16 protein-coding genes are annotated in these 18,621 nt (G+C 44.3%); 3 read left to right on the forward strand and 13 right to left on the reverse strand.

The annotated features are described in order from the left end of the window. Positions 1 to 16 precede the first annotated feature (16 nt). From BUA17_RS24010 to BUA17_RS24070, 13 genes are all read right to left on the reverse strand, one after another. Positions 17 to 1,972: a hypothetical protein gene (locus BUA17_RS24010; RefSeq protein WP_072735263.1), complete on the reverse strand. Its 1,956-nt coding sequence runs from the start codon at positions 1,970 to 1,972 to the stop codon at positions 17 to 19. A gap of 11 nt (positions 1,973 to 1,983) precedes the next feature. Further along, positions 1,984 to 2,394 carry a hypothetical protein gene (locus BUA17_RS24015; RefSeq protein WP_072735264.1) on the reverse strand — a complete coding sequence of 137 codons (411 nt, stop codon included), beginning with the start codon at positions 2,392 to 2,394 and terminating at the stop codon, positions 1,984 to 1,986. Positions 2,395 to 2,412: 18 nt separating this feature from the next. Beyond that, a complete protein-coding gene (locus tag BUA17_RS24020) occupies positions 2,413 to 2,829 on the reverse strand; it encodes a hypothetical protein (protein ID WP_072735265.1) in 417 nt (138 codons plus the stop codon). Continuing rightward, positions 2,829 to 5,954 (reverse strand): M23 family metallopeptidase, encoded by a 3,126-nt coding sequence (locus BUA17_RS24025; RefSeq protein ID WP_072735266.1) that lies wholly within the window; start codon positions 5,952 to 5,954, stop codon positions 2,829 to 2,831. Before BUA17_RS24025 ends, BUA17_RS24020 begins: the two co-directional genes overlap by 1 nt. Before the next feature lie 13 nt (positions 5,955 to 5,967). Then, positions 5,968 to 7,317, reverse strand: coding sequence for a hypothetical protein (locus BUA17_RS24030; protein ID WP_079694076.1), 1,350 nt, complete (start codon positions 7,315 to 7,317; stop codon positions 5,968 to 5,970). A 115-nt stretch (positions 7,318 to 7,432) separates the two neighbouring features. After that, positions 7,433 to 8,083, reverse strand: coding sequence for an S-layer homology domain-containing protein (locus BUA17_RS24035; RefSeq protein WP_072735268.1), 651 nt, complete (start codon positions 8,081 to 8,083; stop codon positions 7,433 to 7,435). Between the two features lie 14 nt (positions 8,084 to 8,097). Next, entirely contained in the window at positions 8,098 to 11,922 is a 3,825-nt protein-coding gene (locus BUA17_RS24040; protein WP_072735269.1) for a phage tail tape measure protein, read from the reverse strand. Between the two features lie 67 nt (positions 11,923 to 11,989). After that, on the reverse strand, positions 11,990 to 12,145 hold the full coding sequence (locus BUA17_RS31775) for a hypothetical protein (RefSeq protein ID WP_244552218.1): 156 nt from the start codon (positions 12,143 to 12,145) through the stop codon (positions 11,990 to 11,992). Positions 12,146 to 12,345: 200 nt separating this feature from the next. After that, complete coding sequence (locus tag BUA17_RS24050) at positions 12,346 to 12,828, reverse strand: hypothetical protein (protein WP_072735271.1); 483 nt, start codon at positions 12,826 to 12,828, stop codon at positions 12,346 to 12,348. Positions 12,829 to 12,957: 129 nt separating this feature from the next. Then, positions 12,958 to 13,779: a hypothetical protein gene (locus BUA17_RS24055; RefSeq protein ID WP_072735272.1), complete on the reverse strand. Its 822-nt coding sequence runs from the start codon at positions 13,777 to 13,779 to the stop codon at positions 12,958 to 12,960. Between the two features lie 256 nt (positions 13,780 to 14,035). Further along, a complete protein-coding gene (locus tag BUA17_RS24060) occupies positions 14,036 to 14,674 on the reverse strand; it encodes a hypothetical protein (protein WP_072735273.1) in 639 nt (212 codons plus the stop codon). Next, positions 14,643 to 15,749 carry a glycosyltransferase gene (locus tag BUA17_RS24065; RefSeq protein WP_072735274.1) on the reverse strand — a complete coding sequence of 369 codons (1,107 nt, stop codon included), beginning with the start codon at positions 15,747 to 15,749 and terminating at the stop codon, positions 14,643 to 14,645. Before BUA17_RS24065 ends, BUA17_RS24060 begins: the two co-directional genes overlap by 32 nt. Then, a complete protein-coding gene (locus BUA17_RS24070) occupies positions 15,727 to 16,386 on the reverse strand; it encodes a glycosyltransferase family 2 protein (protein ID WP_072735275.1) in 660 nt (219 codons plus the stop codon). Before BUA17_RS24070 ends, BUA17_RS24065 begins: the two co-directional genes overlap by 23 nt. Before the next feature lie 188 nt (positions 16,387 to 16,574). On the opposite strand from BUA17_RS24070, the gene BUA17_RS24075 reads away from it, so the two are divergent. The 3 genes from BUA17_RS24075 (at position 16,575) to BUA17_RS24085 (ending at position 18,203) form a co-directional block, all read left to right on the forward strand. Further along, entirely contained in the window at positions 16,575 to 17,315 is a 741-nt protein-coding gene (locus tag BUA17_RS24075; protein ID WP_072735276.1) for a GT-D fold domain-containing protein, read from the forward strand. Between the two features lie 183 nt (positions 17,316 to 17,498). After that, a complete protein-coding gene (locus BUA17_RS24080; protein WP_072735277.1) occupies positions 17,499 to 17,768 on the forward strand; it encodes a hypothetical protein in 270 nt (89 codons plus the stop codon). Between the two features lie 198 nt (positions 17,769 to 17,966). Next, entirely contained in the window at positions 17,967 to 18,203 is a 237-nt protein-coding gene (locus BUA17_RS24085; protein WP_139295726.1) for a hypothetical protein, read from the forward strand. Positions 18,204 to 18,621 lie beyond the last annotated feature (418 nt).

Raw genomic sequence — 18,621 nt, forward strand, 5'->3', positions numbered from 1 at the left:
TGTGTAGTAGTCCTCCTTATTTTATCTCTTTCAAAAATGCAATGGTGATGACATCTGGTGATGGTGAATGCTTGAACAGGTTCAACGGGCTCTTGATACTGAAAAATTTATAAACTTCTGTCCATGTACCCAGAAAAGGGTTAGATTTATCTTTCATAATCTCTGTATCTACGATTAATTCATCACGATTGACCAGGTTATGATCGTAAATCGCGACCACACCATCCATGTATCCCCGATACCCCTCAGCCTGATGAACAAGGTAGATTGGACTGGCGTGATACTTTCCTGTCCAGAGGGACTTTTGGAAACCGTCCGTATCGACAACAAGTTTGGACAGCCCCGGAGGAAGCGTACCAACAGAAGGGTAATTGGGAAGATGCGAAATAAAGGCCGGATAATAACGTTGGAACAGGACATTACTGCGTGTCTTCAACATAGACATGGAATCCATGCCATTTGAGGTGTACTCACCATATTTGGCGTACAGATCAGGATTAAGGTCGGTTAGAATATCTTTTTTCGTATAACCTGTCATATCCGTCCGCAAATCACCCATACCTACCGTAACCCCGAAGTTCCCCCCATGGTCAAAGTCATTGAACGGAACAATTTTGCCTATGTATCCAAAACTTCGATAATAGCTATGGATATTCGGTGAAGGATCACCTTCAAGAACAACGATAACCCGATCATTGTTTACCGATAGCGTATAGGCTACCAGGTAGTCCGGTCTGCGTTTTTTGTTAGGCAGCCAAGACGTTGTAGAATCTCGCCCATGGAAAAAGCGAGCTGCCGGGCTGACAATTTCTGTTTTCCCGTCGTAGTCCAACTTCCACTTCGTGGACGGTGGGATGAAAGTTTTGATAGCAGTTGGATCATTCCATGTTAAATACATATAATGAGCCTTCAACTGGTCGATGACTGTAGGAGACTTTCCAATCGCTAAGGTTGCAGGATCACAGATCCCATCATATGTTGCGCTCTGGCTGCCTTGAGCGAGTCTCCCTTCAAAACCTTCACCATAGTAGACATTGATATAATTCCAGTCATGAGCAGGCTGCTCAAACATGACGTAATAATCTCGAACCTGAATTCCAGCGGGTACAGTAGGGGTCCCTTTAATAACTACCTTCGCAGGTACATAGTTAAGAACGTCAGCTGTATAATACAATTCATCAAATTTGTATATTTGCTTTACAGGTTCATAGAAACTATCGACAATGTTTGCCCATATCCAGTTGGGGCTGTATGCATAATCATTGACTTTTCTTGAAAAGTTGTATTGATATTTTCCTTTAGGAGCTAACTTGATCGCATATGCCCAATCCGTTGGCATCTCTGTAACAATCTCAAACTGATTCCATTCCTTCGATGGTTTTGTTGTTCCATCGAGATTTCCAATTACTTGACGTACCAGGTATGCTCTATACCCATCTGGAACTGAATCATCCACAACAACAGTTACTAAACAACCAGGAATATCAACGTACTTTTTTTCATTGGTTTGAACATCTTGGTAGGTGAATTGAACTACCTGAATTTTACGTCCAGTCTTATAGTTACCGTAAGTGGTTCCTATGTTTGCTCTTCCCGGTTGGGCCATGCCTTCAATGGCTTCATCGAAATAGGTTTGCCTTACTTCCCAAAGGCAGCCATTAGCATCCAAGGCAGAATCGCCCGAATTGCTTTTCGCTTCGGTCCAATCCGGAATTTTGTAAACTTCGTACTGATTCCCATCAGAATGCCCGTACATTCCGATAATTCCCTTGTTATAACTTTTGCTGTAGGTTACCCATTCAGCTCCATCAGCCTCATAGACTTTTTCCCAACGATTTGCATCAATTCCGCCTTCTACTCTGGGAATGTCAGCACTCACAATCTCATCGGCCAACGTGTTGATCAGATTTTGTGCTTCCGACTCTCCGTCAATAAAGGCGGCAAAGTTCGTCTGCGGTTTTTGCAGTGCCATCGTCACCCTCCTTATCTCAAAAATTTGATGTTGTACCAGACCGACTTGGCTTCAGCCACCGCGTTGAAGAAGTCAAACTTAATGGTTGTCCCCGCCGGAATCGGGTAGACAATTCCGAAACTATTACCCATGGATACCGACTCGGGAAGCTCCTTCGCATAAATGGTGCGGCACACCTTTTCAGTCCCGATCGTCAGTTCCCAGTAATCGCCGACACAGTAGTGACTCGCAGCAAACGCAATGCTCAGGAACTCCGTGTCATACGTCAAGGTGAACGTATCGGACTTGGTGGTCTTGGCCGCCGGAATGTCCAACATCTGTCCCCGTATGAATGGGATCGTCTTTTTACTGAAGTGTGGGTACGGCAGCTCGCGCACTTTGTCGATGACGCCACCCGCGATGTAAGAAACATTAAATGCCATGGAACCACCTCCTAAATGCTATATACGATTTACGCTCGTTCCAGTTAAGCGTCCTTCGTCATCATAATTTAGACCAATATTGTAGGTGAACATCGACTCTCCACTTGGATCAAATGTGCGGGCGGTCACCTGTGTTAACCTGAAATACTTGTAGTATTCATAATCCGGGTGGGAATAGCCCACCCCGGAAGGAAAGTCTTCCTCTTCCTCTGAGCCGAACTTCATCCAGATCGAAACCTTCCATTCGGATTCATAGAAGAGGTCTGCTCCAGTCACTCTATCCGGGTCCTGCATGTGTTCCCGATATAATGTTACGGAAGGTTCCCCCTCAAGAGGAGAACTGTTCGAATTTGAAGTACTGCTATATTTGCGTAATTCCCGGTGGATCAGATCCAGCACAGGAAAAACAATATTTTCATTCACAATGCCTGCCATTACACCATCACTCCCTTTCTTGCCCACATCATATCAATGACCTGAAGCATGCCCCGATCCACAGAATAGCTTGTTTTGATACTTTTAATCGTGTATACGGCGCGGGTGGTAGTCGTTTTATCCGTCACGATAACGTTGTCAAGCAGATCAAGAGCAGGATTCGCAGGAATAGATACCTGTAGCGTACGGCACATACGTTTCATATCAAAAAAAGCTCGCTCTGCCACCTGTCTCTTGGCTTCAACCGTCTTGGCCCAAGGAACTGCAAGCACCATGGTTCGGATCTCTCCTTTGAGTTCGAGCAAAATCTCCTTGTCCACAAAACTGCTCTGTTTTTGATTTGAGTCGATAACAACGATGTGACTTCTTCCTCTGGACCAATCCGTGGATTTGGTAATGGAGATCAGATTGTCGTTCTCGGAAAACTCCGCAACGACCGATTTGTCATAATTCAAGCGCTCCAATCGGTATGTACCATAACGGTCACAGTAGCTTCGATACGGAATCTCCGAGATAATTTCCTGAACGGCTTCTGTAACTTTGGCGGACCATTGCTCAAACGTTTTTCCATACTCCTCGATGAATGGATTAAGCCATCCATTGGGCGTAAGCACCGTACTTGCATCCTTGACTTCAAACTCACCCTCCTGCCCCGGTACCGGAATAATGACTCTGCCCGTCTTCTGATTCACCTCAATCAGATAGGTCTCGTCGATCACATAGTCAGGATAAGAGCGATCCTCACTGGTTGCCCTCCAACCCACCATACCTGCATGTTTAACCAGATCTAGGACAACCGTGGATTTGACCCAGGCCGGCTTTTCAAGTTCCACTGGCTGAGCTGGTGTAGGTGTAACTGCCGGAGTGGAGGTTGCTGTAATGGTCCAGCTTGCCGGGTCTGCGAGCATCTCCTGATAAAAGGTCCATACCTTGTTCACCCAATTATCCCGATCTTCACTCCAGGTCATTGGAGCAATGTCTCCTCCATTATGGAAATAAAGTACATCCGCCTTTGATGTCACTTTCTTCCCTCTGGAAGCCAGTGCTTTGGACATCCGTTCTGCTCCGCGCTTCATCTGCTTCTGAATGCCTTCGTATTCCTTTTTAGGGATTCCGTATCCAAGAATAAAGCTGCCGTTCTCCTCCCTGCCCATACCTTGTGTGCCAAGTACGGTCTCATGCTTGCATATCGCAAGCAAAAATTTGTGATCCGGTACGCCATAGGCTGCAGCTTGAGCTTGGGCAGCCTGAATAATGGATGATGTCCGGTCCGTCCCTACTGCTGCAGGGGGCACCGGATCTGGCACATTATCAATCTCATCTACCTCCGGATAAGCTTTTTTCTCCGAAATGACTTTCTCGATAATGCGCTTATACATATCTCGAGCTGTGATCTCCAGCGTGGAACCCTCACCATTGATGTCCACCTTGTCAATCAGTCCTGTAAATACCCGCATCATATGCTGACCATAGCCCATGTAGATACGTATCGGTGTGTTTTCACTCAGAACCCCAACATGGAATCCGTTGGCAAAATAAGACCATGGAGATGGCACGCCCCCAAGCTCGGGAAAATGGGCAGGATTATAATCCGGGGAGAAGAATCCTCTGGGATTAGAGATGGTCAGCCGTGCTTCCCTGGCTTCAGAGTCAAACTGATCATCGATTTCGGCACTAATGATATTGGGAAGAACCTGCGTATCCATATAGACAAAAGATCCAACCTGAATAACATCCGACTCTGGCCTATTGTTCATGACAAAACCTTCATAGCTGTTCGTTTGATAATAGCCTTTGGACGGATCAAGTCCTTCTTCACTCTTTTGATTCTTCAATGGAGCAGGCAACAACTCTTGTATACGAATATAATCAATGGCGAATTTTTTATATTTCGCCTTCGAAGCAGGAACCGATCCGGGTGGAACAGTGGTATTTTGTTTGCCCCCATAAGTCACCTTAATTTTGATGCTTTTGGCTTTTGCGGGGATTACAATATTGTTCAATTCCGTTAGTTTGGTCAGGTCATATGCCCCGTTGAACTTATTGACATAGGCATACGTTTTACCATCAATCACCACAGCGAAAGAATCCCCTTCCGCTTCACTAAAATTAGTTCCCATTCCAATACTAAGAAGTCCTTGAGTAGGCATGCTCAGTTTAGTCACGTTGATCTCAAATTCAACTACGGCGGCTTTGCCATCAAACGTATACAGCAACTTGCCTCCCGAATCAAACAAAGTCCAACCCGATTCAATCTTGGCATACTCCGAAAATTTCAAACCGGTTGTATAAACGCTTTTTTCATGCCAGTTGCGTTTGTCGAACTTCTCATTCAGCTTAATCTCTCCTGGATATCCTTCGACCTGAACCGGCTCTACATCAGTAAACTTTGTTTCCGCATCTCCGTGCATTTTACGCTTTCCGCTCAGATATAATTGGGGATCGACCGCCTTACCTCCCTCCCCAGTCTTGGATGTTGGACTAACCCCTTCCCAAATCTCGAAATGCAGATGTCTTCCTCTGCCCGCGGCACGTTCAGCAGCTGAAACCTTGTGGCCATTCGTGTACACCCCCCCTGTATTACCAAGAGTACCAATCACTGCCCCCTGTGCCACTTGATCATCCACCGAACAGAGAATTTCTTTCAGATGAAAGTACTTTGTGAGTAAACCATTGGCATGCCTGATCGTTACGGCATTACCCGCGCCCTTTGTTTTATTTCGAGCTGTATGTGCAACCTTTCCAGCCCAAGCCGCCAAAATTGGTGTTCCCATTTCATCAAACAGATCAATCCCTCGATGACTTCGAGAGCCGCCATCTCTGGCTGCACCAAATTTATCTGTAACTGTAATGCTATCAATCGTTTTACCCTTGACCGGAAAATAAATCTCTTGGGTATTCGCTAGAGTCGAACCATTATATATTCCGTTACTCGACTCATCCACCCAAACGGATTGTGTACTGATGATGGGTACTTGCTCGGAAACCATATGCCTGAACTCTTCTGTCCGTCCCGGGATAAATGCCAGCCTGTCAACTTCGACCCGAATATTGGGAAGTGCTCCTTCCCCCAGCTTCAGACGCTGAGAGAGCACATTCATAACCTCATCCGAAATTGGAATCATATTGTATCTCCCCCTACTTAAATCGCTCGATGGTCCACTTCATGAATCGGTCCAAGAAAGCTACGGCTTCAGCCCGTGTCATAGCAGAGTTACCCAAAAACCATGTCTCATCCGGTTCTGTACCCCCTACAGGTCTGCCCATATTAGTTACCACAGCTGCACCATCCAGCTTTTTCTTGATATTGATGCCTGCAATCAGCGGGTCATTATTGGCAAATGTTTCATCTTCCATCTCCGAAACAGCTATTTTCCAGAAAGCATCCTTGGACTGTTCTACCCGCTCACCCTTGGTTTGATAATAAATGGCCGAATCTTTTCCGACGTCTGCGAACCTCTCGCTCACATCTTTGAGATAATAGAAAGTCACTTCGTCGCCTTCTGAGAAAGGTTGATTGAAGACAACCGTATGGTTGTCAATTTCTGAATAAGGCGGAGTTTCTTGGACTTTATCTTTTTTCTCTTCTTTGAATTTCACTGTAACTTTAAGTTTATTTTTACCTGCTGGATAATTGCCGTTAAGTCTAAACACCCGTTGTCCCTGAAATGCCTTAATAGGCTCATTAATCCCCGTCGTTGGCGCTTCCTTGTCCGTAAATCTGGCATAGAACACCTTGCGTAGCTTGTTAATCAGATGAAAGGCTTCTCCCCGCTGTATAATCGCATTAGGAAAAAAACAGTTGTTGTATGCCGGTTTGAGTGTTGTTGCTTTGATGTCTTCACTCTTGAATTTGAATGCTCCACCGTTATTCTTCGTCCAATAGTTGAACTTGCAAGTGACACCGTTCAGATTAAAGGGAAGAAACACTGATCCCCCAGGACTGACACAATATACATCTGTCCGGTAACCAATTGCCTTTGTTGCAATTTTGGTTACCGCTGCCGCATCTCCCATGGTGTCTGCCCATACCTCGGAAGGAATACTGAGTCTGCGAAGCGGTTGGCCTGCTGCATACAAATATTCTTGATGATTACGACTGAATGGATCGTAGAAATAGGTCGTCGCTGCACTAAGTGCAGCTCTGGGCAGATCTCCAGTCCAGGACACGGGTGGCCTTTTCCAATCACTATCCAGCAACGGTTCTCCATAACTACAGAAGGACACCACCTGACCTGCTTTCACACCGGTATACAACTCTACATCGGTTAACCCCTTGCTATTGGTTTCAGCCGTTTCGTAGATCGTTTGAACCCCATCAATAAACACATACAGTGGATTGTTATCTGTCGGCTTAATCAGAAGAGGCAGACTAAATGAGGTTTGCCCCGCTTGCCCCTTGATTTCCTCATATACAAAAGGCTTGCCTTCCTCAAACTTGTTATAGTTGATCCCGGCAACAAAGACTTCACCATCTTCCAGAACCATATTTGTGGCTTCCATAACATCGTTATAGAACCAGTCCCCTTCGTTTACATCAACCCATTTTCGTATGATAAACACCCCCTATATTTAGAATAGACAGAAAAGAGAGTAGGTCACCCTACTCTCGAATTGTTCGTTCCAGCAGACGTTTGGTGCGCATCAGGAAAGTAACAAACTCTGCTCTAGTTATAAAATCTTCCGGCCTGAAGTATAGAATTGGTGTACCATCCAATTCTGTTACAACAGTAAGTCCCAAATCAGCCATGCGTTCAATGGAATCTCTTGCCCAGTGATTCTTACCTTCCGTCGTCTGTAAATCCTGGAACTGTACTGCACTCTTGCGGTCATATCCATCTTTCTTGATTAGGGTCATAGTCAATTCGACCTTGTAGCCCTTCTGATCTTTATCCATAGTATCCTGATGATAGAAAATAGGGTCTACTTTGATGGACTCTACAACACCAACATAAATATTGCCCTTCTCATCATAAAATTTGTGCGTCCAGCCTACGTACATGGCGTAGTCATGATAGGATTGCTTGTCTTTAAACAGGATGTTAATGATGGACTTGTACGAAGACACGCCCATCTGATGAAAATGCGAGGGAGCATTAATCATTTTGATCTCCCTCACTTGCGGATTGGGGGAAGGTGAAGAGTAGGGATCAATAATCCGACCCATCACAGGCTCAAACTTCATGCCTGTATCCACATACAACTTTCTTTTATACCGGTCATTAACTGAGCCAAACGGGTCTTGCTGAGACATATCAGAAGCCCTCCTTACCTAATAAAAGATACGGGGTAATTACTCCCCATTCTTGCACCGACATTGCTCGCCATCCTGTTTACAAGACCCGGATTGTTCTGCCGTAGTGTCTTATCCAGTGACGACGTCAGTTTCTCCACATCTTTTGTGCTGCCTGTCATATTGTCGATATTCACATGCACCGTGACATCGCCCGCTCCAACCATCACACTTTTATGTGTATTGTTTGTCGTCATATAATCAAAGTAATCCATGACTTTAAGTCCTGCTGGAATGTTGAATGTAGATATGGGTTTATCCATTTTTTTGCTGATTTCGGCCAAATTTTTGGACTGTTCCACACCCAATGATTGGATTTGTTTAAAAATCTCCATATATTCATCCGAGCCCGGTTTAAATAATCCACTATTCAGCAAATTCTTCCAATCTTGCTTGATCGAACTCATTTTTGAGTTCAGCTCAGATGCACGGGATTTGTTCAATGCAATCAATTCTGGTGCATCTTCCTTACCTCCATTGGCCGCCAAGAGATCGTACATTCGTTTGTCATAATCCAACTGTGTCAGCTCAAGTTGATCGTTCATCTTGCGTCTGAGTTCGTCAATTTTACTGTTTTTAACACCGTTCAGTTCAAGCTCTGATTGTGCCTTTTGCTGCTTCTTCTCGTTAATCTCCAGACCGAGTTCATCTTTTTCCTTGCCCTCAGCCATCTTGTCGTACGTTTTCTGCAAACTAGCAATCGCCTTATCAAAGAACTTGATATTTTCTTGCAAATATTTCTCCATCAAAGCGCGCATCTGGCCAGAATCCTCGCGGACACCGCTAATCAACAGACGGGATCGAGCGACTTGATAATTCGTTTCGTTGTCACTTGTCGATTTGTTAAGCTGCCGATTAATCTTGGCGATCATTTCATCAATACCATTGCTTTGCGGCTGAGGTGTATATCCGTTAGCAATGGTACCCATTCCGCCAGCACCAGGAATGTACTGAATCTGAGGCTGCACATATTGTACTTGTGGTTGAGTGTTCTGCTCAGGCGCCTTTCCAGACTCCTTGTCCATTTGAAGTTGTGAATCTTTTTTCTCTTGCTCGTAGTTATACTCTTTGGCCAGCTTTTTCTCGACCGCATCTCCGCCATCTTCGGACCATAAAGCCTTGAATCCTTCTTTGTAATCACCAAACTTGTTGTTGGTAGCATTGTCCCCAAATATCGAACTCATTGTCCCGGATATAGCGGCATCCATCCCGAGGTTAAAACCTTTCCACACTTTTCCTATAAAAGATGACTGCTCCACATCTTTGAACTGTTTTGCCAGCTCTTCCTTGTTCGTTGCCCGAATATTCTGCTTCTCCGCGTCAGACTTGCCCATATTACTAAGCGGATCAACAAGGCCTGAAATTACATCCATGGCGCCCATCGCAACACCAAGCCCTGGTACGACTTTTAAAGGTCTTAACAACCTTGAGCCGGATTTCACTAATTTTGAAAGTTTTCCCGGTGTTTTAATCCCACGTGCAGCACGCTCCGCATTGATATCACGCTGAGTAATCAAATTACCTTGTCTATCTCGAAGAATATTTCCACCTTCATCACGAGTCGGGGCATTGCTGTCAAAAAAAGCTTTGCGATTGCCTGTCTCTTTCATGTCCTTAAATCTGGAAAGAAGACCCCTTTTTTTGGTCTTTTGATTTTCCTTTTTGGAATCGCCCCCCGGATTGAATTCATCGATTATCGCATCTTTCATGACATCCTTAATCAGGTCTTCATGACGAGCCACGAAGGTTTTGTTTGCCGAGTCATCCTTTTCTTTATCATCTTTTGCAGCTGATCCGGCACCGGCACTACCTGTACCTGGAACCACGAGGAAGCCTCCAGAAGAGTTCATCATTGTAGCCAATTGAGCCTGTTCAAGCTCCTTCAATTTGGAGATGTATGCTGCGGCATCCATTGAACCCTGTCTGAATGAGGAATTCAGAGCATTCACTTCACTTCTTAATTTGGCTAGCACATCATTTAACAGAATTGATTGTTTGCGCAATTTCTGGATCTCCGATTCGTAACGCTGAACATCGGTTGAGCCATAAAGGAACTCCGCATTCAGGAAATACAACTTATTTCGAAGCTCCACTGCATCCAGATCCATATCATCCATCGCCAACATCAATATTCTCGCTTGATGCTCAAGCTGCATGATCGCTTTACCATTCTCATCCAACTCACGGCTTAGAAATTCAAGACTCCGTTTTGTCTTCGCCATCTGTTCATCGAGTGAATCCAATTCCTCACGCAACAGACGAAGTTCCCTGCTTTTGGCTTTGGCTTCCTTCTCCGCTTGGTCACGTTCTCCTTCGTGAAAGGAGGAAGCTGCTGAATTACCATCCTGGATTGCCTGCTTATAGAGTGATTGTTGTTCATCTCGTCTAGTATGTAGCTTGAGCACTTCTTCTTGCTTGGCAGTTGCCCTTGTCTGTGTCTCTGCTTTACGGGTACCTTGAGCACGAAGACGGTTTTGCTGTCTTGCCCTTTCCTGGGTTACACCCGCACGATGCACATCAGCAAATCCGATTGAGTTAGAAGTGTTGCCACCTAAGCTTTCGCCCTTGCCTGTACCTGTATCACCCCTACCATAACGTGTCTGTTCTCCGTCGTTCATCACATCGGCGAACTTGTCCCAGGCTACTTGAACTCCTGCTTCTTCCATAATCCGATTAATCAGTTCCATATGATCTGCAATTCCGCTGGATTGGTCTCCAATTAATCGCAAGAATGAAATAAGATAGGTCTGGAGTCCAGAAAACTCCTCTTTCAACCCTTTCATGGCTTCATATGTAGAGATTTGGAACGCAGTACGGAACTGGCTTTGACGAAATTGTAAGTTGTCTCTTGTATCTGTCCGCGGAACCGTGGAAGCTTTATTCTCGTCAGCTGTTGTCTTAAGTTGATCCACAAGAGCGCCTACTGACGCCTGATCCTGGGTTAAACCACCACTCAGGCCTGAATGACCTTTCTTCTGAAGAGACAATGAAGACGTAGCTATGAGACGGGCAAGAGCATCTTCTTTTGTTGCTTCATCCTCACGTTCACCCGATGCAGGCACCGTTTGTTGCAGGGTCTTGATCAGATCCTGAATGCTTACCTCTGAGATAGTTGCAGCCTTAAGCATCATGTCCGTCACTTTAGATAGATCATAACCACTCACTCCCCAAGCAGAAGAAACACCTTCCAAGCCCGTAGCAGTCTGCTCTACATCCACATTGTCAAACGAACGCAACTTGGCGACTTCTTTAGCAAAAGCTGTGGCTTCCTGAGGATTATCATAGGAGCGGGAACCAATGCGATATGCGAGACCCACATCCTCCTGGTCCATACCATGTTGCAATGCAATCCGTTGTAGTTCCTTGACGTTCCCGTCTGTTTGACCTGTTTGACCTGATGATCTGATCTCGAAATTGTGATTTGCCCTGGTCATCTGGTCATCTATTTGACGTGACGACTCAAGTGATTCCTTCAGCATAGTAGGTGAGTACCCTCTGGCTTCGCCTGAGGAGATATATTTCATCATGTTGCTCATAGAGTCCACTAACTCCTGTGAACCGGCTTCCGGCAGATCTTGCATTGCGTTGAAGGCCCCACGATAAAATGTCTCCAAATCCTTGGTTAACGTTGCAATCATTTGGGACTGCATTTCGTCCTTCATCTCTTCAAGACGGTTAACGAGCGATTGAAAGCCTGATTGGTTCCCCCCTTTCAAGTCGGGGGTTGGGATACCAGACTGCTCTACCTCCGTTAATATCTCTTTCGTGAAAGAGTGTTTTTGTTCTTCTGTGTCAGCCAAATTCATCACCACCTTTATACATAAATCCCGTTCTACCTTAGTGTAGGCAAAACGGGACGTCTCTCACTTATCCTCCAAGCGCTTGTGCAAGCAAACCGATGTCTTCCTCGGATAGTTCTGTATAGTCCGCGTCATCAAAAGTCCGTTTACGTCTAATACTTCCATCTTCCCCGACTTCTTCTTCCCCTCTGCCGCCACCGAACATGCGAAGAGGTGCTGTCATTAATTCAACCTCAAACTGAATATATTTCTCGGCTGACTTGCACAGCTCCGCGACCTGAGGGAGCGTGTACTCCCAGATCTCCCACTTGTTCAGCCCACAGTGCTTGTGAAGGGTAAAGAAGATTTCTCCCCAGTGAATTGGCTCTTGCGTTTCCTCATCACGGATTTCGGTTCCCTCCAGAGGCTCACCCTCGGCGCGTTCTACTTTTTTAGACCATTTAGACCAATGAGCATATCAATGACTTTACGAGCTGTATTTAAATCAAGGTACTCATCCAGATATTCTCGATTGATGATATACTCACCCTGTTCATCTTTGGTCACAATGTGCGGATAGTTTTTAAACGCCATAGCCAACACATCAAATAAATCCTGTTGTCGTTTTGCATCCAGTTCATCATTCTCTGTTGGAATAAAGTTAAGAATAATGGCGTCGATATTGACCGTTTTTAGCAGTTTCATTAATCGACGTGCATCCTTCAGGTTACATGGTGGGATGCGGTATTTCCGCCGATCACGAAGTGTTATAATCTCATCATCTTCGAAGAATGCCCGTTCAGCAGCTTCGGCTTCCTCCGGGGTTACCCGTTTATTCGCCGGATCATTTTTGATTCGTTCGGCAGCTTCCTCGTTCAATTTTTCCGCCAGCTCACGCTCAGCCTTTTCCTGTTCTGTTTCCACCATCAGTAGAGCCTCCCCTGAACATTCTCTCCCCTGTAAAATAAAGAACCTGGCAAGGCAAGGGTCTGTGCAGGGGAGGACACAGACGCCGTAAAATACCTTGCCAGGAGCAATGGAACATCGTATGAGATCTTAGATTTTGCTTGTTGCGCTAAAGCGTTTGATGCTTCCCAATTTGCCGTCCGCACGTTCAGGATCAAGAATCTGCAAGGAAATCGCAGATGCCGATGCTGCAGCACGCTGAGCATTGATACTGAATGTACCCTTGGCACGGCACATGTACAATTCGGTTTCAACTCCTGCGAAAGAGCCATCTTTTTGCTGGAATGTACCATGATGAATCACAGAGATTGGGAAAGGCACTTCGTCAACCAGCAAATCAACCATGTCTACCAATTCTTCGCGTTTGTAGTTGAGCACAATTTCCTTGCTGATATGCGCGGCGTTCAGTACAACAACATCATTTGCTTCATCGTAGAAGAATTCATCTGGTGCCACAGCTGCTGCCTTCGAACTGAGTTGTTTCAGCAACTTGTTGGAATCTTTGAGACGAACCGTAATATCTCCGTTATTTCCATAGATTGTACTTGCAAATTTTGGTTTAACTTCAGCAAATCCGGAATTGCTTGCGCCAGCAGCTGCAGTATCCTGCTCATTCAAAACCCATACGTAGGACTTCACTTGTTCCTGTACGGTTGAACCCATCATCAGCTGTATCGCATCCAGATCGAATTTGGCATCTGTAGCAGATACCTCAATGGACTTCGACTTCACCAGTACATCGATGGCAAACAGGCCATCACCACCAAAGATGTCCTCCAGCTCTACATTGAGGTCAATTTTCAGATCTTGCAGGGTACCCAGTGTAATTACTTCAATTGCACCCAGCGGGTCTGTAGGATAACGCTTCGCCATGAATGTACCTACACCTTTGATAATCATTTTTTTAGCCATTGAACAGTCCACTCCTTAGATTTGTAATATCATTATTTAGCTATCGAGACTTACATGAGCCGGCGGCTGGTCGAAGGATTGAAAAGATCAGACTTTCATTCCTCCAAGCAGTTTGGCTGGTGGCTGTCTCTGCTTTTCATAGTGTAGAACGCTAATCTCATTCCCTAACACCTATCACTGAATATGTTGAACGAAAGTTTAAATGGGATTTCTGCAAGGTGAACAGCTTCTAATAAGATCAAATAAAAAAAGACCCCTACATAAGAGGGGCCGGTCTATTGGGCAATTCATCTATAATTTGGGCGACCTGTTCTGCTCGTTCCTTTAATTCATATTCATCGGCAGTAATCAGATGAACATGAGAGCAGTATTTTCCATGCTCATAAATTCGCTCTGGTGTAATAAACACAACGTCAGCAACAGCTTCCATCTTGTGTTTGTCTTTTTCAAATAGGTCGGGATCCGTAAGCGAATCGAATACAACCAGGTTAGGATAAACTGTCTCGACTGAATTTGCCAATCGGCTGTCATTCACCCAATAGATGACTCTTTCCCCCTGAAACAACGGACGAACGTTCTGACCAACACGAGCCACGACAAAATTCGGAAGCTCAGGGTGAGGATACTCCAACGCATCCACCTGATAAAACTCATCACTGGAATTTATATAAATCACATGATAACCAATCTCCGCAAGTTCTCTTAACAATCGTTGTGGTCGACGCCCAAATCGTTCACTATGAAAATCTATAGCAGGCAGATATACAATGGTTGTGTTGGTTTTGGGCACATATTTTTCAAAATTGAACTCACTCATTTGGACCTCTATTTTTTCAACTTCCATTGGCGGCTTGGCCACCTGGCTACCGAAAATTCGTTTGAATATCTGTTTCATCCACGTTGACTCCCATCACCTGATTTATCATTTTGACAGCATCCATGGCCCTACTGTCCCAGCTATTAGCTCTAGCAACCATTGCACGGGCTGCGATTTTGGCCTCGTTGTTCTCACTGATTGCTTTCTGAAGCACCTGCCCACAATTATGACGATCCATAAAGTAGGTCACGTTACTGTATTTATTGACGATTTCCTCCATACGAGTCGTTATAACAGGCTTACCCGCAGACAAATATTCGTAATATTTAATCGGATCACATCCACGGATCATTTCTGTCAGTTTGAATGGCACGATGCAAACATCGAATTGGGCAATATAGGCTGGAAGAACTCTATAATCCTTATGTGGAAGACAAGTTATATTGGGATGCACAATGTTTTTTTGATACAGGGCATTGTTTCCAATCAGAACTACACGATACCCTTTATCTGCAATGTCGGTAATAAGTGAATAATCCACCCAGGAAGCCATAGCCCCATGGAATCCCACAACCTTTTGTCCCTCCTTAACATCGGGGAAGTCCGCCGGTACTGGGAGAGATACACGTGCTTTCTTAAAGTGATCATAGTCCGCCCCATTCGGGCACATAAAGATCGGTTTGCCGTCATTTTTATGAGCTTCATACATCACCTTTGCCGTTGTAGCAATCAGATCTGCTCGTTCAAAACATTTCGGAATGTAATCCTTCCAAACCGCAAATTCATCGGCCGAATTGTCCAAGTAGTCAAATACGGTAAAATCAAAATTACGCCCATCCCCATAGTTATACTGACCTGGACTGGAGAACCAGAGTACCTTTTTTCCTTTGACCAGATGGTCATAGTTAATCCCCTTTTGCACAAGGAAGAGGTCGTCATTCAACTTCTCGATCGGACGGCTCTGTTTCTTATACGTTTCTTCGTTAATAAAAATAGCACGGACCCCTGGAATCTTGGAGAATGCGGTCATTAATTGCTGTGGACGTTGAAACAACAAATTCCAATCGAGTGCAGGTGGATATATGATCGTCATTTCAATGCTTTCAAAACATCCTTTTTTCCGCCTACTTCTATCTACCAGCCAATTTAGCAACCAACTCCACTCCTTCCTCATAGGCATGAACCGGACGAAGCCGTGTATCCACATACAGTTCATTACCAAGTTGCTGAGCATGCTCACAGAAGGGAGCGTCTTCACCAATTGGATGTGAACTATATCGAACTCCAGCTTCAATGACTTCACGTTTAATGAGATACACTGCACCTGTCAAATCCACAGGGATTACACCCTCGCTGAATTCTGGAACGTGCTTTCCACCAATCATTACATTATGAGCCTTAATTCTTGGGTGATTTCGAATCAGCATGGCACAGATGTCCTTATCATTTTCAATAAGCTGTTCCAGGCTATGTTCAGGGATAATGATATCTGTATCAATGGAGAACAGATAATCACAATCGGATTTTAGAAACTCATCTACAAGTATATTTCTTAGTAGCGCCAGATTGTGATAGGAGTATTGACCACGTAAATGACCAGATGACTTGCCCAAGTTATGAGTCATGTACGAAATCTGATGATCATTCAAAATTTGTTCTGTCTGATCTTCGCTATCGTTCAAAATGTAAAAAAAATGCTTGTTTACTGTCTGTTGTTTGAGCGACTGCAAGTGCCGCTCCATAATCCATGCCCGGTTTCTCACAGGAGCACCTATGAATACGTTAGCCACCGTTCATCCCTCCCCTTTCACATAGTGTAGACCGATCTTCGCCAATCTTCAGCGTGTCCAACAAAAAAGATCTTTTCACTGGAAAGAGGAGAGAGAATGAATCGTTTCTTCTATTCTATAAAAGAAGGAGATGATGCAGATGTACAAAAAGGACTTAAATTATTTCAATCCGAAAGAGGGTGGAGAGCGTGCTTGGAAGCGTTGAATTAATTCATAATTGGTTCCAAAAGGCTTCGGATGGAGAAGCTCATGCTTCCGTTCGATTCGGGGATGCTTCCAATACAATTCTGGCCCATGGAACTGTCCTAACCATGGACTTCATCAAATCCCATTACGGGTGGGTGAATGATCCCACATACTGTGGCATTACATTACCCAATGCAGGTGCGAGAGAAATCATTGTACACTGCCTGAGAAAAGCCGATTATGTTGGTCACTTGACCCAGACGGATCACTGGTATTTCAGACCCTTGTTTGATATGTGTCTCTCGTATTACAAGATTAAGCCCAAGAAGACATTCTACGCGTTTGAAAATAATTACATTGCCCGGTTCAAACTGTTCTATGAAACGTTCAAGACCATGCCTATACTGATCTGTGGAGCCAAAGCCGAGCAATATAAAGAAGTTCTGGAACGCCGTTACGGTTGGACAGACATCGTGACAACAGTGGACTGCCCCTCTTGGTCTCATGTGAGCGCAGCCTCTAAAGAAATGGAAAACATCTACAAAAAAACACCATGGAAACTGGCTCTCGTATGTGCAGGGGCACCTGGCAAGGTATTAGCCATTAAAGCAAAAGAACTTGGCTCTGTAGGTGTTGATTTTGGCTCAGGAGCAGATGTTGCCATTCAGGCGGACAACGAAAACCTATATGCTTGGGATTACGAGGGATTTCCGGATTATTGGGAAGGAAGACCAAAAAAATGACCCGTCCAGGGTCTTTTTTGTTGAGTAAAGACGGGATTCAAGTGAAATTTCATTGCTGTAGTAGTTATTGATAATTTGAACTAACTGACTTATTATTGTTAAGATAACTCCTAATCTAACCTGGTTTAGACTTGCATAAAAGAGGAGCACTACTTAGATTATTCAATCGTTGGAGGGAATGTAATGGCGTACTCGCAGTCAAAGACCGAAGCAGTCGCAACTCACTTAAGAAATAGATTCATGGAAGGCAATGTAGAAGGTCACGAGATCGTTGTTGCTCTGATTAGTATGGTTAAAGCCCAGAAAATTAATATAGACGACGTCGCTCCCGTCCTGTTTAACGTTTTTTTTGATAATCCAGAAGGCATTTTATCCGCTCTTGAAAAAGCGAGTACATTAGTTGATGATGAGTTAATTGATTCAATTATCAATGAAGTGAACGAGAACGCTTAATCTTACATACTAGGGGAGTTTCATTGAAGATCTTATACTGTTTTTTCACGTCTTTGTTCTCCCCTCATTTCAGATTTATTTAGTTTATATGGGGTCACTTATGTGCTTCGCGTTATTTTCCATCTCACCCTGCTTATTCTAAGAATGTACCTTGGCAGAATGACAGGAGAAAAGGAAATAACGAAGGGAGCAACACGTATGGATCAAGTAAATAAAGCAATTCTATTTTTAGCAGTCATTGAAACCATGCTTGAAGCACTGCACCATATCGAAGTGGACCAAACAGAACTTGTGGATTCACTAGTTATGCTAGGTTTCGATCCCATCAACATTTTATACGAGACCAATACCATTAGATCCTTCCAGAAAGTGTGCAGGGCCTTCGCAGAACTCGACCTTGCAGATGATGCCCTCTCCACTTTTTTACAAGAGTAGCTACACCGTTTTAGTAATTACGAATTAGATTGACCGGATACATGTTTCTTTGGCAAAGGAAGTGCAAAAAAAATAGAGCCTCAAGTCCTTGGACTTGGGGCTCTACTTTTTTCAATTTTAATATCTGACTCCTTAACACCTTTTATCTGAAATCGTATAGAACATGTAGGAGACATCAAGAATTTCTCCTTCTTCAACATGACCCATTTAACGAAAGGACAGTTATATGAGCCAAGAAATTTTAGAACATGTTATAGTCGACTTACATCACCCTGTAATTGGAACCGTGGATTCATCCTTGTCTCACTCACAATATGAGCATGAACATCCTAACAAAATTGTGATCATACAAAATTATTATTTTTTGAAAGACGCAGCTCATTTTAATGATTGGTTAAAAAGACGTACCGAATAGCCC

It is taken from the genome of Paenibacillus sp. ov031 (assembly GCF_900143165.1).
GTDB lineage: Bacteria > Bacillota > Bacilli > Paenibacillales > Paenibacillaceae > Paenibacillus > Paenibacillus marchantiae.

Coding starts and splice junctions, on each gene's coding strand:
- BUA17_RS24010 (WP_072735263.1), bottom strand. CDS start 1,972: ATGGCACTGCAAAAACCGCAGACGAACTTTGCCGCCTTTATTGACGGA.
- BUA17_RS24015 (WP_072735264.1), bottom strand. CDS start 2,394: ATGGCATTTAATGTTTCTTACATCGCGGGTGGCGTCATCGACAAAGTG.
- BUA17_RS24020 (WP_072735265.1), bottom strand. CDS start 2,829: ATGGCAGGCATTGTGAATGAAAATATTGTTTTTCCTGTGCTGGATCTG.
- BUA17_RS24025 (WP_072735266.1), bottom strand. CDS start 5,954: ATGATTCCAATTTCGGATGAGGTTATGAATGTGCTCTCTCAGCGTCTG.
- BUA17_RS24030 (WP_079694076.1), bottom strand. CDS start 7,317: ATGGTTCTGGAAGATGGTGAAGTCTTTGTTGCCGGGATCAACTATAAC.
- BUA17_RS24035 (WP_072735268.1), bottom strand. CDS start 8,083: ATGTCTCAGCAAGACCCGTTTGGCTCAGTTAATGACCGGTATAAAAGA.
- BUA17_RS31775 (WP_244552218.1), bottom strand. CDS start 12,145: ATGACAGCACCTCTTCGCATGTTCGGTGGCGGCAGAGGGGAAGAAGAA.
- BUA17_RS24050 (WP_072735271.1), bottom strand. CDS start 12,828: ATGGTGGAAACAGAACAGGAAAAGGCTGAGCGTGAGCTGGCGGAAAAA.
- BUA17_RS24055 (WP_072735272.1), bottom strand. CDS start 13,779: ATGGCTAAAAAAATGATTATCAAAGGTGTAGGTACATTCATGGCGAAG.
- BUA17_RS24060 (WP_072735273.1), bottom strand. CDS start 14,674: ATGAAACAGATATTCAAACGAATTTTCGGTAGCCAGGTGGCCAAGCCG.
- BUA17_RS24080 (WP_072735277.1), top strand. CDS start 17,499: ATGGCGTACTCGCAGTCAAAGACCGAAGCAGTCGCAACTCACTTAAGA.
- BUA17_RS24085 (WP_139295726.1), top strand. CDS start 17,967: ATGGATCAAGTAAATAAAGCAATTCTATTTTTAGCAGTCATTGAAACC.